The 15,705-nt window shown below is 42.3% G+C and carries 19 protein-coding genes and 1 pseudogene; 2 read left to right on the top strand and 18 right to left on the bottom strand.

Annotation, left to right across the window (positions count from 1 at the left end; all coding sequences use genetic code 11):
- Nucleotides 1-12: 12 nt before the first annotated feature.
- On the bottom strand, nt 13-144 hold the full coding sequence (locus tag QM450_RS07645) for a teichoic acid D-Ala incorporation-associated protein DltX (RefSeq protein ID WP_000358457.1): 132 nt from the start codon (nt 142-144) through the stop codon (nt 13-15).
- A 238-nt stretch (nt 145-382) separates the two neighbouring features.
- Between QM450_RS07645 and hslO the strand changes: the two genes are divergently transcribed.
- Nucleotides 383-1,255, top strand: a complete 873-nt coding sequence (gene hslO / locus QM450_RS07640; protein ID WP_414320183.1) for an Hsp33 family molecular chaperone HslO — start codon at nt 383-385, stop codon at nt 1,253-1,255.
- Entirely contained in the window at nt 1,242-2,222 is a 981-nt protein-coding gene (dusB, locus tag QM450_RS07635; RefSeq protein WP_414320182.1) for a tRNA dihydrouridine synthase DusB, read from the top strand. Before hslO ends, dusB begins: the two co-directional genes overlap by 14 nt.
- Nucleotides 2,223-2,505: 283 nt before the next feature.
- Here the strand turns inward: dusB and tnpA are convergent.
- The 17 genes and pseudogenes from tnpA to QM450_RS07550 form a co-directional block, all read right to left on the bottom strand.
- Nucleotides 2,506-2,963: pseudogene (tnpA, locus tag QM450_RS07630) on the bottom strand (IS200/IS605 family transposase).
- A gap of 202 nt (nt 2,964-3,165) precedes the next feature.
- Complete coding sequence (locus QM450_RS07625) at nt 3,166-3,765, bottom strand: response regulator transcription factor (protein ID WP_075232363.1); 600 nt, start codon at nt 3,763-3,765, stop codon at nt 3,166-3,168.
- Nucleotides 3,766-4,863, bottom strand: a complete 1,098-nt coding sequence (locus QM450_RS07620) for a sensor histidine kinase (protein ID WP_414320181.1) — start codon at nt 4,861-4,863, stop codon at nt 3,766-3,768.
- Nucleotides 4,863-5,600, bottom strand: a complete 738-nt coding sequence (locus tag QM450_RS07615; RefSeq protein WP_414320180.1) for an ABC transporter permease — start codon at nt 5,598-5,600, stop codon at nt 4,863-4,865. Before QM450_RS07615 ends, QM450_RS07620 begins: the two co-directional genes overlap by 1 nt.
- A 1-nt stretch (nt 5,601) precedes the next feature.
- Entirely contained in the window at nt 5,602-6,486 is an 885-nt protein-coding gene (locus tag QM450_RS07610; RefSeq protein WP_414320179.1) for an ABC transporter ATP-binding protein, read from the bottom strand.
- The gene (locus QM450_RS07605; protein ID WP_075232359.1) at nt 6,473-6,667 is read right to left on the bottom strand and encodes a hypothetical protein; all 195 of its coding nucleotides are present in this window, start codon (nt 6,665-6,667) and stop codon (nt 6,473-6,475) included. Before QM450_RS07605 ends, QM450_RS07610 begins: the two co-directional genes overlap by 14 nt.
- Nucleotides 6,664-6,870, bottom strand: a complete 207-nt coding sequence (locus tag QM450_RS07600) for a hypothetical protein (RefSeq protein WP_414320178.1) — start codon at nt 6,868-6,870, stop codon at nt 6,664-6,666. Before QM450_RS07600 ends, QM450_RS07605 begins: the two co-directional genes overlap by 4 nt.
- A gap of 170 nt (nt 6,871-7,040) precedes the next feature.
- Entirely contained in the window at nt 7,041-8,705 is a 1,665-nt protein-coding gene (locus tag QM450_RS07595; RefSeq protein ID WP_414320177.1) for a DAK2 domain-containing protein, read from the bottom strand.
- Between the two features lie 2 nt (nt 8,706-8,707).
- The gene (locus tag QM450_RS07590) at nt 8,708-9,073 is read right to left on the bottom strand and encodes an Asp23/Gls24 family envelope stress response protein (protein ID WP_000216431.1); all 366 of its coding nucleotides are present in this window, start codon (nt 9,071-9,073) and stop codon (nt 8,708-8,710) included.
- Nucleotides 9,074-9,223: 150 nt separating this feature from the next.
- Nucleotides 9,224-9,412: a 50S ribosomal protein L28 gene (rpmB, locus tag QM450_RS07585; RefSeq protein ID WP_001140948.1), complete on the bottom strand. Its 189-nt coding sequence runs from the start codon at nt 9,410-9,412 to the stop codon at nt 9,224-9,226.
- A 106-nt stretch (nt 9,413-9,518) separates the two neighbouring features.
- Nucleotides 9,519-10,193, bottom strand: a complete 675-nt coding sequence (locus tag QM450_RS07580; protein WP_414320176.1) for a LiaF transmembrane domain-containing protein — start codon at nt 10,191-10,193, stop codon at nt 9,519-9,521.
- Between the two features lie 4 nt (nt 10,194-10,197).
- Complete coding sequence (locus QM450_RS07575; protein ID WP_000776599.1) at nt 10,198-10,644, bottom strand: LytTR family DNA-binding domain-containing protein; 447 nt, start codon at nt 10,642-10,644, stop codon at nt 10,198-10,200.
- Between the two features lie 118 nt (nt 10,645-10,762).
- The gene (locus QM450_RS07570) at nt 10,763-11,266 is read right to left on the bottom strand and encodes a phosphatase PAP2 family protein (RefSeq protein ID WP_414320175.1); all 504 of its coding nucleotides are present in this window, start codon (nt 11,264-11,266) and stop codon (nt 10,763-10,765) included.
- A 2-nt stretch (nt 11,267-11,268) separates the two neighbouring features.
- A complete protein-coding gene (locus QM450_RS07565) occupies nt 11,269-11,625 on the bottom strand; it encodes a DUF2200 domain-containing protein (RefSeq protein WP_414320174.1) in 357 nt (118 codons plus the stop codon).
- 64 nt (nt 11,626-11,689) lie between these two features.
- Nucleotides 11,690-13,450 (bottom strand): ABC transporter ATP-binding protein, encoded by a 1,761-nt coding sequence (locus tag QM450_RS07560; protein WP_414320173.1) that lies wholly within the window; start codon nt 13,448-13,450, stop codon nt 11,690-11,692.
- Nucleotides 13,440-15,209, bottom strand: coding sequence for an ABC transporter ATP-binding protein (locus QM450_RS07555; RefSeq protein ID WP_414320172.1), 1,770 nt, complete (start codon nt 15,207-15,209; stop codon nt 13,440-13,442). The genes QM450_RS07560 and QM450_RS07555 overlap by 11 nt, the downstream gene beginning before the upstream one ends.
- Nucleotides 15,193-15,654 (bottom strand): MarR family winged helix-turn-helix transcriptional regulator, encoded by a 462-nt coding sequence (locus QM450_RS07550; RefSeq protein ID WP_414320171.1) that lies wholly within the window; start codon nt 15,652-15,654, stop codon nt 15,193-15,195. Before QM450_RS07550 ends, QM450_RS07555 begins: the two co-directional genes overlap by 17 nt.
- Between the last annotated feature and the right edge of the window lie 51 nt (nt 15,655-15,705).

Below are 15,705 nucleotides of genomic sequence, written 5' to 3'. Positions count from 1 at the left end.
TTCTCCTTTAAACTAAAATTCATTGTAAATAAAGCTTCCCTGACTTTGTCCTAGGTAACTAAAAAAGTAAAGCAAACCAAGTAGAACAATAAAATACAGGACCGTTTGTCCTAAAAAAACATAGATTGGTTTCTTTTTATCCATAATTAACTTCTTTTTGTAAATTTTCAATAATTTTATGCAAATATACAATTACTATTTTTTCTTGTTCCCATTTTACCACTTTATTCCCTCTATTTTCAACTGTTTACCATTTTTAGAAAGCACATTTTAGCCTATTTCAGTTCTTTCTTCATAATTTCACTGATGTAAATAGATCACTTTAAAACGATAGCAAACACCCCACTCCCCCTTTGGGCATTTTTATGCTAAAATAGTAGCTATGGATAAAATTATTAAAACTATATCAGAAAGTGGGGCCTTTCGTGCTTATGTTCTTGATAGCACTGAAACCGTCCGCACTGCTCAAGAAAAACATCAAACTCAAGCTAGCTCAACTGTTGCACTTGGCCGCACCCTTATTGCTAGCCAGATTCTCGCAGCCAATGAAAAAGGAAATACCAAGCTAACGGTTAAAGTTCTTGGAACTAGCTCTCTAGGTGCCATCATCACTGTCGCAGATACCAAAGGAAATGTCAAAGGCTACGTCCAAAATCCTGGTGTTGATATCAAAAAGACTGCAACTGGTGAAGTCCTAGTCGGACCTTTTGTCGGCAATGGTCAATTTCTCGTTATCACAGACTACGGCACTGGAAATCCTTACAACTCCATGACTCCCCTCATCTCTGGAGAAATCGGTGAAGATCTTGCCTTCTACTTGACAGAAAGCCAACAAACTCCGTCAGCAGTTGGACTCAATGTCCTTTTGGACGAAGAAGACAAGGTCAAAGTAGCAGGTGGTTTCCTTGTTCAAGTTTTGCCAGGAGCCAAGGAAGAAGAAATCGCTCGTTTTGAAAAACGCATCCAAGAAATGCCTGCCATTTCAACACTTCTCGAGAGTGAAGACCATATCGAAGCTCTTCTTAAAGCCATCTATGGTGACGAGCCATACAAACGCTTGTCTGAAGAAGAAATTCGTTTCCAATGTGACTGCAGCAAAGAACGTTTTATGAAGGCTCTTTCTAGTCTTCCAAGCTCAGACTTGCTGGAAATGAAGGACCAAGATCATGGCGCAGAAATCACTTGTCAATTCTGTCAAACAACTTACAACTTTAACGAAAATGATCTGGAGGAACTCATTCGTGACAAATCTTAATTCACCTTTTATGATTGGCAATGTTGAGATTCCCAATCGTACCGTTTTAGCACCCATGGCCGGCGTGACTAACTCCGCCTTTCGTACTATTGCTAAAGAACTCGGAGCTGGACTCGTTGTCATGGAAATGGTCTCTGATAAAGGTATCCAATACAACAACGAAAAAACTCTTCACATGCTTCATATCGATGAAGGCGAAAACCCAGTCTCTATCCAACTTTTCGGAAGCGATGAAGACAGCCTAGCACGCGCAGCAGAATTCATCCAAGAAAATACCAAGACCGATATCGTGGATATCAACATGGGCTGCCCAGTTAACAAAATCGTGAAAAACGAAGCTGGCGCTATGTGGCTCAAGGATCCAGACAAGATCTACTCTATCATTAACAAAGTTCAATCAGTCCTTGATATCCCTCTCACTGTCAAAATGCGTACGGGCTGGTCTGACCCATCTCTAGCTGTGGAAAATGCCCTCGCCGCTGAGGCTGCAGGTGTCTCTGCACTTGCTATGCACGGTCGTACCCGTGAACAAATGTACACTGGTCACGCAGATTTGGAGACTCTCCACAAGGTTGCACAAGCTCTGACAAAAATTCCATTTATCGCTAACGGTGACATTCGCACTGTCCAAGAAGCCAAACAACGCATCGAAGAAGTCGGTGCTGATGCCGTTATGATTGGACGCGCAGCCATGGGAAATCCTTACCTCTTCAATCAAATCAATCACTACTTTGAAACTGGAGAAATCCTTCCTGATTTAACCTTTGAAGATAAGATGAACATCGCCTACGAGCATTTGAAACGCTTAATCAACCTCAAGGGAGAAAAGGTTGCGGTCCGTGAATTCCGTGGACTCGCTCCTCACTACCTCCGTGGAACATCAGGTGCAGCTAAACTTCGTGGAGCTATCTCACAGGCAAGCACACTTGCAGAAATTGAAGCTCTCTTACAGTTGGAGAAGGCTTAAACTTCTATACTACCTTTCGAATAAGGGCTGATTTCTAGTCCCTCTCACACCACCGTATGTGTCGCTCGGCATACGGCGTTTTAACGTATACCGTTTAAGGTAACAATCCAATCACCCCTAGTCTAACAGGTGGTTTGCACCAGGGCTATAAGCCCAAATTACCAGCCAGCGCCTAAAGACGCTGGCTTTCACCTTGTTCAAGCTGACTCGTCACTTACCTCTTAAAGAGGCGTGAGTATTACTTACCACTATCCCTAAAGGGATCCTCATATTCTTTCACACTTCATTTATCTAGTGCTATATCATGCTTTACTCGCTCTCAAATTTTCATACTCGTGAAGAAATCATCCACTGGATAATTTCTTTAATCTTGAATATATTTCTTAATTGTGGCTTCATTGAGCCCTACTGTACTCACATAATAACCTTCTGCCCAGAAATACCGATTTCCAAACTTATACTTGAGGTTGGCGTGTTTATCAAACATCATGAGTGCACTTTTGCCTTTTAAATAACCCATGAATTATCCTTGGTGGAATACTTACCAACATATGTACATAATCACGCATCAAGTGTCCGTCGATAATTTCAATACCTTCATAACTACACAAGCGATGAATATTTCGCCTAAACTACTTCGATATTGATTATAGATGATTTTTCGTCTATACTTAGGGGTGAACACAATGTGATGGAACACATCCACTTTGTGTGTGATAAACTATGAGACTTTTGTGCCATGGTTTTCTCCTTTCGCTTTACAATTGGCTTGAACACCTTTATTGTATCGCGTTTGGAGTTTTTTAGTATAACCTTCGACGCGCACCCGCATAGCGGGTGTTTTTTTATCTCGCACCTAACGGAGCGAGACGGACTAATAGCCACATAACACAAAAAATCTCTTAGATTCATTTCTAAGAGATTTTTTTCTTTCTTCTCCCCCTCACAACCAGCCTTCTTCTTCGGCGGTTTTGGCCGCTTCGGTTCGGTTGCTGGCACCTAGTTTGGAGAGGATATTGGTCATGTAATTACGAACGGTACCGTTTGAGAGGTAGAGCTTGTCCGCAATTTCTTGGTTGGACAGCCCCTGTGCTACTCCATGTAAAACAGCGACTTCCTGCTCGGTCAAGGGATTTGGATGAGTCATCATGACTTCCATCAGCTCTGGAGAATATTCCTTGCGTCCCTCTAACACCGTATGCAGGGTTTGCATGAGTTCGGAGATGCTTCGCTCTTTCAAGACATAGGCATCGACTCCTGCTTTGACCGCTCGTTCAAAATAACCTGGTCGTTTGAAGGTCGTAACGATAACCACCTTGGTTTCAGGCACTTCTTGTTTGATCCACTCAAGTGCTTCGAGTCCTGTCTTGACTGGCATTTCGACATCAAGGATGGCAATATCTACTGCTTCTTTCTCCAAAACCTCGATAGCCTCGGCTCCATTTTTCGCCTGCAGAACAGTCTCCACATCTGGCTGAAAACTTAAGAGCTGGCACATAGCGTCTCTAAGCATACTTTGATCTTCTGCGACTAATACTTTCATCTACTTTTTCTCCTTATAAGGCAGATGCACGCGCACCTCTGTTGGATGTTTCAAACTGACCAGCTCTACTTGACCTGAGAAGGCTGCTGCACGGTCACGGACTGTATGAAGTTCATTTCCTTTTACAGTTGCAAAACCTTTCCCATCATCTCTGACTGTCAGGAGTAATTCCTGATCTGTACGTTCTAGTTTTAGATAGGCTTTTTCAGCGCTGGCATGCTTGATGATATTGGTCGCCAGTTCTAGCAAAATCATGGCAGCCGTCGACTCTACATCCTGGGTCAGGCTAGCCTTGTCTAATTGATTGTCAACCTCAACTTCAATTCCAGCAATCTCCAGCATCTTTTTGACAGTCTCAAGCTCTGATGCTAAAGTCCGTGATTTCAGATTTTCCACAATGGTTCGCACCTCATTCATGGAATCTTTGCTGATCTGGTGAATTTCTTTTAATTCCTTCTCCACCTGTGGATAGGCCTGCATCTGAAATAACTGCAAGGCTAAATCTGTCTTGACACTCAGCATAGCAAAGGTATGCCCCAGACTATCATGCAAATCCTGACCGATACGACTACGTTCATTTTCAGCAAGCAATAAATTTATCTGGGCATTTTGCTTAGCCTGAGCTTCTTTCAAATCCTCCACAATCCGAATCCGAACCAAACCAAAAGTCATCAAATCCACAAAAGTAAGAATTCCAAGCAGATAGACTAGAAATTCAACTTCGATTCTCTGAATAATCAAAAGTTGACCTACAACAAGCACTTGAGTAAGGAGAAAAGTCCAGACATGTAAAGACTTTAAACTACGTACACCAAAATGATAAATTAAGAGATTGGAAAGGAAAAAGAAAAACCAGATATAATTCGCAGCAACAAAGGCAGTATACCCAGCTACATAGACCAGCATGATGCCCCAGAAAAGCCAAGAAAGGCGCTGGTTCTTAGTTATTAAAACACCCAAATATGCCACTACAAATAGAATATCAATCAATAAATGCCAGACAGGAAGCTCCCCAGTCACTACAGGAATGATGGAAAAAAACATAAAAATCAAACTGGCCCAATACATATAGTCTATGCTTTTCAGTCTTTCAAGCATTAAGCATTCTCCTTATGACCTTGAAGGTAAATAGTCAAACCAAACAAAACTGCTGAAAAAACAAGTAGATAAACTGTGGCTGATAAATTGATGCCACCCTCGTTTAAGAAGGCCTTGAGCAACTCCATCAACTGATAGGTTGGTAGGCACTTACCGATTGCTTGCATCCAGTCTGGAAATAAAGAGATGGGCATCCAGAGTCCGCCTAAAACAGCCAAGCCTAGATAGAGAAGATTGCCCACGACAGACATCAACTGACTAGACGGTAAGAGTGTCAGGATCAAACCAAGCGCTACAAAGGCTATACTTCCCGCAATCAGCAAGAGCGCAGCCCCAATCCAGCTTCCTAAAGGCATATCCACACCTCTGACCAAGTGCCCAACTGAGAAAACAACCAGGATTGAAACCAGATAATCAACCATCATACTTGTTATCTTTGATAGATAATATTCTACCATATTTACTGGAGTATGGCGTAATGTTTTCTGCCAGTTGTTGATTTTATCGGTATGTAAAACAGCTGGAAATGAAAACATGGCTGTCGATATCATGGAAAAGGCCGTCATAGAGATAAGGTAGTCGCGCATAAAATTTGCTGGCCCATCTGGTGTATCCTGGTACATGCCTGAAAAGAATAAATAGAAGGCCGTCGGCATCCCTACGGATAATAGATAATAGACTAATTGTCGTTTGGTCAATAGAAATTCTATCTTGTTTAGTGCGATCCATCGTTTCATATTAGTCATCTCCCTTTTGTGTTTCTTCAAAGATTGTATCCAGCAAACTACGGTTATTGACTTCAATTTCTTGTATCCTACAGCCTGCCTGGACTAACCGTTCCCAGAAAGCATCCGCTTCACGTGTGACTACTTGCAGGGCATCTTGTTTTTGTGACCAGTTTTCAACCAAGTTAGACTGCGCAACGACTTCCTTGTAAGCTAGAGGAAGGATAAAGTGCTTTTCAATCTCCTCACTGCGCATGGCTAGAGGTGTCGTATCACGAATCAACTCTCCCTTATTCAAGACCAAAATCCGGTCCGCTGTATGCTCTACTTCCTCAATATAATGGGACGAATAGAGAATAGTAACTCCCTGCGCTTTTAGCTCCTGAACAATTTCCCAAAAACGTTGGCGGGTTGAAGTATCCATGGCAGCAGTTGGCTCATCTAAAAAGACAAGCTTTGGTCGGCCAATCAAGGTCAAGACAAAAGAGAAGAGACGCTTTTGCCCACCTGACAGTTTTTCTGCAAATTGCTCTTTTTGTTGCGGGTCAAACTGCAATAGTTGATCGACTTCCTGATTGCTCAAGGGATTTGGGTAAATGCTTTGAAAGAAAGCAATCAACTCTTTGACCTTTAATTTCTGAACGATGACATTTTCTTGAGGGAGATAGGATCTAGTGTAGTCTAACTTAGAGCTCGTCACTGGCAAGCCTTGGATGGATACTTGACCGCTTGTGACCAGTTTGTCTCCAAGCAAACAGTCCAAAAGCGTTGTCTTTCCAGCACCATTTGGACCAATTAAGGCGACACATTCACCTTCAGCCACCTCAAAGGAAATATCCTTCAATATAGCCTTGCCCTTGATGCTTTTATTTAGGATTTCTACCTTAATCATGTTCATGATATTCTCCTTTCAACCACTCCTTTCCCATCGGAAAGACGATAAAAATCATAAATCCTAGCCCCCAAGCACCGCGGATGACTTGGTGAAGGAAGGCTTGGTCAAACCAACCTGTAAACATTTCGACCAACCATACCACTAGTGACAATCCAATAAAGAGATAGAGAATCGCTTTTTTCATTTTTCAAACTCCTTTTTCACATCTGAGACCAATTTCAAACCTTCTCGGATAAGCCAAGACATGATTCCAAATCCTGCAAATAGCTCCCAAGGAAAATGATAGAAGCCTTCGTCCAATCCTGAAAACATGAGATAAGTCATGACTCCTGCTGCTACTAAACTCATTGCGATAATTACTTTATGTTTCATTTTTTCTTCCTCCATTTGATACATCTATTATAATTCTTTGAAGCATGTGTCACTAGAAGATTCTGTCATGAGGAGATATGACAAATGTCATAAAAAATCTAGTTAGCTACTACCTCCAAAATTCATTGCAAACCAAAAAAGATCGGGAACCTTTGTCCCGACCTCTTTCTTTTTCTATTTCATTCTTATTCCACACTGAAAAGATATGGGTAAACTGGTTGTTGACCTTGGTGGATTTCTACTTCTACATCTTCGAATTCTTCTGCGATTTCTTGGGCGATTTGGTTAGCCAATTCTTCGCTTCCGTCTTCACCAATATAGAAGGTTACGATTTCACTATCTTCATCCAACATATGTTTCAAAGTTTCAGTCAGAGTTTGGTGCATATCAGGGTTTGATACGAGAATCTTACCGTCTACCATACCCAGATTGTCATTTTCATGAATTTCCAAACCATCAATAGTCGTGTCACGAACGGCTATTGTTACACTACCGCTGACCACATCACCAAGAGCTGCAGTCATACGTTCTTTGTTTTCTTCGATAGACTTGCTTGGATCAAAGGCAAGAAGACTAGTCAATCCTTGAGGGATTGTACGAGCTTCTACCACAACAGCTGGTTGTTCTAAGACTTCTGCAGCAGATTGAGCTGCCATGAAGATGTTTTTGTTGTTTGGCAAGAAGATAATGTTGCGAGCATTGACTTGCTCAACAGCCTTGATAAAGTCTTCTGTCGAAGGGTTCATGGTTTGTCCACCTTCGATAACATAGTCCACACCTTGAGCACGGAAGATGTCTGCCAAGCCTTGTCCAGCTACTACTGCGATAAGAGCATATTCTTTTTCTTCAGCTGGTTTGCTGACTTTAGCTTCTTTTTCCACTTGTGCTTCATGTTGGTTACGCATGTTATCGACTTTAACCTTAACCAAGCTACCATACTTGAGACCTTCTTGCATAACAAGACCTGGATCTTCTGTATGGACGTGAACCTTAACGATTTCATCGTCATTGACAACAAGAAGTGAATCCCCAAGTTCGTTCAAGTAGTTACGGAATTCTTCGTAGTCAAAGTCTTTTGCATAAGTTGGGCCTTGCTTAAGGGCAACCATGATCTCTGTACAGTAACCAAAGGTGATGTCTTCTGTTGCCACATGTCCAGCTACAGACTTGTGGTGTTCAGCATTGATCATTTCACTCATATTCGCTGGAGTGGCAACAAAGTCTTCAGACGCACTGTATTCACCAGTAAGAGCTGAAAGGAAGCCTTCATAGATAAAGACCAAACCTTGACCACCTGAGTCTACAACTCCAACTTCCTTTAATACTGGAAGCATGTCTGGAGTCTTAGCAAGGGCTGTTTTAGCTCCTTCTAAGGCAGCGCGCATAACCTCAATAGCATCGTCTGTCTGCTCGGCTTTTTTCTTAGCACCGATAACAGCACCACGTGATACAGTCAAGATTGTTCCTTCAACTGGCTTCATAACGGCCTTGTAGGCTACTTCAACACCAGATTGGAAGGCAAGAGCTAGGTCTTTCCCTGTCAACTCTTCTTTTGTCTTGATGGCTTGCGAAAATCCGCGGAAAAGCTGAGAAGTGATAACTCCAGAGTTCCCACGCGCACCCATCAAAAGACCTTTAGCCAAGATACTTGCAGCCTCACCAACAGTTGAAGCTGGTTTGTCTGCTACTTCTTTAGCACCATTTTCGATAGTCATTCCCATGTTTGTTCCTGTATCTCCATCTGGAACTGGGAAGACGTTCAATGAGTTGACATATTCGGCTTGCTTGTTCAAACGAGTAGATGCAGCCTGTACCATTTCTTGAAATAAGCTTGTAGTAATATTTGACACGATTATTCTCCTACAACTTTGATATTTTGAATGTAGACATTCACAGTTTGAGCAGTAATGCCAAGTTGGTTTTCCAAACTAAAACGGACACGCTCTTGGATATTTTTTGAGACTTCACTGATTTTTGTTCCGTAGCTCAACACGGTATATACATCAACTGCAATGCTACCATCTTCGGCCGCTTTTACAACGACACCTTTAGAATAATTTTCCTTCCCAAGGAGGGCTTGGAAATTATCTTTGAGGGCTTTCTTACTTGCCATACCGACCACACCAAAAATCTCAGTTGCTGCACCGCCTACAACGGTAGCAATCACTTCATCTGTTAGTTCGATTTGACCATCTTTTGTATTAATTTTTACAGTCATTTTTTCTACCTCAACTAGTTGATACTCTATTTTATCATATTTCAAGCCAAGTGTAAAAGCAGAATACTGTATCGGCGGATATTTGCTCCTTTGACGAGACTTTTTGAACTCAGAGCAAAAGAAAAAGACCTGATGGCCTTTTACTCTTTATTAAACGCGTTCTACTTTACCTGATTTCAAAGCACGAGCTGAAGCCCAAACTTTTTTAGGTTTACCATCGATAAGTACAGTAACTTTTTGAAGGTTTGGTTTTACGGCACGTTTTGTTTGGTTCATCGCGTGTGAACGGTTGTTTCCTGATACAGTCTTACGACCTGTAAAGTAACATACTTTAGCCATTTGTGTTTTCCTCCTATTAGATCTAATATAGCGGATGTGCTAGCACCACATACTGTACTATGTTATCACACTTTCTCTTTTTTGGCAAGGGGATTGGAATATTTTTTTATTTAACGTAAACAACTCCTAGTTTCCCAAAAGCTACATCTCCACGGATAATCAAAGTTTTGCTGGTTGGTCCTAGAGGGGCATCTGCCTTGGCTGCTCCACAAAAAGTCTCTACCTTTAGATCTACTCTCCAGTGTTGAGGCACGTAGATAACTGCATTCCCAAAACCGACTTCGATATTCAGAGTAGCAAAATCACCTAACATCTCTGCATTGTCATAATAGATTTTGGCATTCCCAAAGCCGACTTCAAACTCGTCTTCTACCAATTCTTGGTCTTGCTTGTAAAATGTACCCGCCCCAAAAGCGACTTCCTTGTCTGTCAGAATGGTCTTTTCACCGTCATACCACCATTTTTTTCCATTCCAAGTTCTGTTAGAATGAGTGAGTGCGCTGACACCCATTACGATTAAAATACTTGCCCAGAACAATGATTGATTGGGAATCGGTAAAATGTCGTAAAAATGATTAGCAATCATGAGGGCTACTAGGGCTGTAAAAGAGGCTGAAGTGAAATGACGACGCAACAAAGCCTCAACTGATTGGTAGGCAAAAAATCCAATACCAATCAAGGGCCAAATTTCCCCTTCAAGTGAAGGAATCCCAAAATTCCCCTGTAACAATACTAAAGCTGCCAATACTAGCAACACAATACCAAATGCTTTCTTTTTCATCTTCTTACCTCATGTTTCTTAGATTTTCTTTTAGGAGGGATTGGTAGTGTCGTGACACGTGCACCTCCTTGTGGGTCTGATAAAAGGAAATAGTTCCTGTCCCTGAGAAGGACTTGTCCACCGAGTAGACCTGCCGGATATTGGCAATGGTCGACTTGGATACCCGACTGAAATAGCGGGGCAGGATGGACTCTAGCTCATAAAGCTTGAGCCGAACCTCGTAGGCTTCTTTCTGGGTATGGGCGTAAATCTTGCTACCTTCTGTCTCAAAAAAGAGAATTTCTGACAAGTCTAAGTAGTACTCACCCGTCCCCTTGTAAAAAATCAACCTAGGAGCCTTGGTTTCTTGCAAGAGTCGTTGCAAGTCAGCTATTTCATCTGTCAGGGCTGCAGCCTTGATGACAATCTCTGTCTCAGTTAATTCACTATCAATCTCGATTCGTAACTTCATCCTATCTCCTTTCTGCATCTACTATACCAAAGGCCAGAAGACTTTACAAGGGCAAAAAAGCAAGTGGTCACTTTTGACCCGTAAGTGGTTACGAGGCCAAGCCCACTTGCTTTGCTTTTTACAAAATAAAGAAGAGAATTCCCCAGAGGAGTCCACAGGCATAGCCAACCAGAACATCCTTGGGATAATGAACGCCACCCAAGACTCGCACAAGACCGAGAAGAGCTGATAAGACCAATAAAATCAACCCTGCAGGCAGATTTGCATGCACACAAGCCATGGAAATAATGGTTGCTGAAAAGACGTGGCGACTAGGCATTGAATTCCCAGAGCTGTCCTTGTCTAGTAGAGGGACAATTCCCCAAGTTTCATAGGGACGCGGTTGATTAATCCACTTACGCACCAGCGTCAATAGAACAAAACCCAATGCTGGCACTAAGATATAAGCGTAAAAGTCGTTCCCCAAGCCCTTGGTTATAAGACTTGTCCCCAACAAAGTCAAGTAGGCTACTGGCATTAGGACTGTCATCATGCGATTAAAGACTCGCATCAATTGCAATCCTTGTGGGTGTCGAAGGAGACTTGCTTTTCTTTTATCGTACCACTCTTGATAGTTTTTCATATCTATTTCTCATACTTTTCTAGGACCTGCTGGGCTGTTTTCCCTTTAGCAAGCCAGTCTACTAATTTATCCAGACGGCGGATTTCCTGCATCAGAGGATCGTCAATTTCCTCAATACGAACACCACAAATCTTACCTGTAATTGAAATCCGTTCAGGCACATAAGACGGTGCCTGTCGAAAAAAATCTCCGTAGGTAAGGTCCCTATCCAGACAGGCAACAATATCACTCACTTCATAACCTGTCAGCCAACTGGTCACTTGGTGAACGGACTCTGCCCTTCCACCCTTTCGCTCAACCTTTGCAATCAAGGCTGGATAGACCGCAGAAAATTTCATATTGTATAATTTCTGACTCATACATTCCTCTTTCTATTATACCAGTATAAAGAAGAAAAAGAAGGCCGTCAAGCCTTCTTTGGTTTTATTCTTCTACTTCATCTTCTGTAAATTGACTGTTGTAGAGGTCAGCATAGAAACCACCTTGAGCCATCAGTTCATCATGATTACCTTGCTCGATGATGTTTCCATCTTTCATGACCAGGATCAAGTCAGCATTACGGATAGTTGATAAGCGATGGGCGATGACAAAGGATGTGCGTCCCTCCATCAAACGGTCCATGGCTTTCTGAATCAACTCCTCTGTACGTGTGTCGACTGAGGATGTCGCTTCATCAAGAATCAAGAGTGGAGAATCTTTGAGAAGGGCACGAGCGATGGTCAAGAGCTGTTTCTGCCCGACTGACAAGGTCACTGTATCATCCAAAACAGTATCGTAGCCATCTGGTAAGGTTGTGATAAAGTGGTGGATTCCTACTGCTTTGGCAGCTTCAATCACACGTTCATCACTGATACCTGTTTGATTGTAGATGAGATTGTCTCGAATAGTTCCTTCAAAGAGCCATGTATCCTGCAGGACCATTGAAAAGGCATCGTGCACTTCTGAGCGCTTCATAGCCTTGGCATCAACACCATCAATGCGAATGCTTCCCTTATCAATCTCATAAAATTTCATCAAGAGGTTGACAATAGTAGTCTTACCCGCTCCAGTCGGCCCAACAATGGCAACCTTTTGCCCTGCATGAGCTGTCGCAGAAAAATCATGGATGATTGTTTTCTCAGGAGTATAGCCAAAGGCAACTCTGTCAAAGACCACTTGACCCTTCATGTCGGTTAATTGTCTCTCCTTATGAGACTCGTCTTCCATCTCCGCTTCACCCAAGAATTCAAAGACACGTGTCATGGCTGCACTAGCTTGTTGCAAGCTCGTAATCCCTTGAGCAATTTGTGATAAGGGTTGTGAGAAGGTACGAACATAAACCATAAAAGCTACGATAATCCCAATACTGATATGGCCTTCAAGAGCCAAGGCAGCACCGACGATAACAACCAAAACATAACTAAAGTTTCCGACAAAGAACATAGCGGGCATCATGATCCCTGAAATAAACTGAGATTTCCAGATACTATCATGTAGATCTTGATTCAATCCTGCGAATTTTTCTTTAGTGGTATCCACAGCGTTATAGCTGGTCACCACATTGTGGCCAGAGTACATTTCTTCCACATAGCCGTTTACAGCTGCTAAATTATTTTGTTGGGCTTTAAAGTAACCCTGTGACTTAGCCATAATCACTGAAACCGCAGCAAATCCAACAAGAGTTGAAACAACGGTTACCAATGCCAAAATCCAGTTCATCCCAAACATGGTAATCAAAACAGCAATCAGCAAGAAACTAGCTGAGATAACGGTCCCCAAACTTTGGTTGAGGGACTGAGCTGCCGTATCGACGTCATTGGTTACACGAGAGAGAGTATCTCCTTGAGAATGACGGTCAAAATAAGCAAGTGGCAGACGATTAATTTTTTCAGCAATGGCCGTCCGCAAGCGTTTTGAAAAATGTTGGATACTCGTTGAAAAGATATAGGCTTGAGTATAGTTGAGAATGGCACCAAGTACATACAAAATTGCTAAAAAGCTGGCGATACTTGTTACAGCCCCTAAGTCGATTTCTGTAGCCAAACCATTTGAAATTAAGTTGGTGATTTCCTTAATCTTAGTTGGTCCATAAACAGTGATAATACTTGAACATACAGCAGCCACGACAGCTACTAGTAGAGGAAGTTGGAGACCTGCTAGAAAAGGTTTGTATTGTTTCCAAAGGGACGTCTTCTTATTTTCCATGTTCCAATTCCTCCTTCGATAGTTGTGAATAGGCAATTTCTTGGTAAACTTCGTTGGTTGCAAGAAGTTCCTTGTGGGTGCCTTGTCCCACGACTTTACCCTGATCTAAGACTAAGATCAAGTCTGCGTCCATAATGGTTGAAATACGTTGGGCAACGATCAACTTGGTCATAGATTGGGTTTTTTCAGCTAGTTCTTGGCGCAAGATACGGTCTGTCTTGTAGTCCAAGGCTGAGAATGAATCATCAAAAATGAGAATCTCTGGCTTACGAGCCAAGGCACGCGCAATAGCCAACCGCTGTCTTTGTCCTCCTGAGAAGTTGGTCCCACCTTGGGCCACTTCTGAGTTTAGACCTGCCTCCTTATCCTCGATGAAGCTTTTAGACTGAGCCAACTCAAGAGCTTGCCACATAGCAGTCTCACTTAGTGGGCTTTCTTGACTTTTACCGAAGTCTAGATTGCCTTTGACATTTCCTGAGAAAAGGACGGCTTTTTGTGGGATATAGCCGACTTTATTCCGCAAGTCTTCCAAATCATAATCCTGCACATTGACGCCGTCTACTAGGATTTCCCCATCTGATACATCATAAAAACGAGGCAAGAGGTTCACAAGCGTAGATTTACCAGAACCGGTCGATCCGATAAAAGCAATGGTTTGCCCTGCTTCTGCCTTGAAGCTGACATGCTCCACAACCGCTTCTGAGTTTTTAGAGTAGCGGAAGGTTACGTCACGATATTCCACTTGACCTTTTACAGATGCTTCTGCAGTCTGTGGTTGACTAGGATTTTCAATAGTGGAATGAAGATCCAAGACTTGATTGATACGTCCTGCAGAAACCAAGGTACGAGGAAGGACGATAAAAAGAGCACCCATGAGCAAGAAGCCCATCACGACCTGCATGGCATAAGACATGAAGACCACCATATCACTAAAGAGTGGTAGACGGTCTGTCAGGCTAGCATCATTGATGATATAGGCACCAATCCAATAAATGGCTAGACTCAAACCGCTCGAAATCGCCATCATAATAGGATTCATAATAGCCATCAAACGGTTGACAAAGAGATTGAGACGAGTCACCTCATCATTGGCCTCTTCAAATTTCTTATCTTGATAATCTTCAGCATTGTAAGCACGAACCACTCGTATCCCTGTCAAGCTTTCACGAGTGATACTATTGAGTTTATCTGTCAATTTCTGGATGACAGATTGTTTTGGAAAGGCTAGAGTCATGAGAACTGTTGTCATCAGAACATTGACGATAACAGCAACCACTACTGCCCAGAGCCAGTATTCAGATTTGCCAAGGATTTTTCCAATGGCCCAGATAGCCATGATAGGACCACGAGTGACCACTTGGAGTCCCATAGTAAAGAGCATTTGAATCTGCGTAATATCATTGGTCGTCCGAGTCAAAAGACTAGGAATAGAGAAACGTTTGATCTCTGTCTGAGAGTAATCCAAGACACGATTAAAAATATCACTACGCAGATGAGCCGTGTAGGATGCTGCAACGCGAGCTGCAAAAAATCCAACTGTCACAGATGATAGAAAAGCCAAAAGCGACAAACCCATCATCTTAATAGCTGGTGACCAAAGTGCATCCAACTGTGTCCCTGGCGTTCCTATCAATGCAGTAATTTCTGAAATGTAAGTCGGTACTTCTAACTCTAGATAGACCGAGAAACAGGTAAAGAGTACAGTCAAGAGAATCATTCCCCACTCTTTTCCTGTGATACGCTTAGCGAGTTTCTTCATCTTCCCCTCCTATTTTTTCTACATTAGCCTGTAATTGCCCCATGACTTCCTCAAAAATAGCTAGTTTTTCCTCAGATACTCCATCGAGTAAACTGCGGTCAATTCGATCAAAGAAAGACTTGACCTGCTTCATTTGAGAGCGAGATTTTTCAGTCAAATGAACAAATTTTGCTCGTTTATCACTTGGACTTGCCTCCAACTCTACCAAACCATTTTGCACCATGCGCTTGACTAAATTACTAGCAACTGACTTGGTGACATTGAGTTCTTGTTCAATATCCTTAATGAGCGTCAACTCTTGATCATGCTCACGACGATCTAAAAAACGGAGGACCTGTCCTTGCGGTCCACCCATAAATTCGATACCACAACGCTTGGCTTCCTTTTGTACCATGAGGTGAACCTGATGCCCAAAACGTTTAAAGACCAACATCGGTTTATCCATGTTTTCTCCCTTCTAAATAAAATAGTTCTCTTGCGAACAATTAAGTTTTCA

This window comes from Streptococcus infantis (assembly GCF_047464615.1).
Taxonomy (GTDB): Bacteria; Bacillota; Bacilli; order Lactobacillales; family Streptococcaceae; genus Streptococcus; species Streptococcus infantis_Y.
The sequence above is the reverse complement of the archived record's forward strand: the minus strand, read 5'-3'. Positions and strand labels throughout refer to the sequence as shown.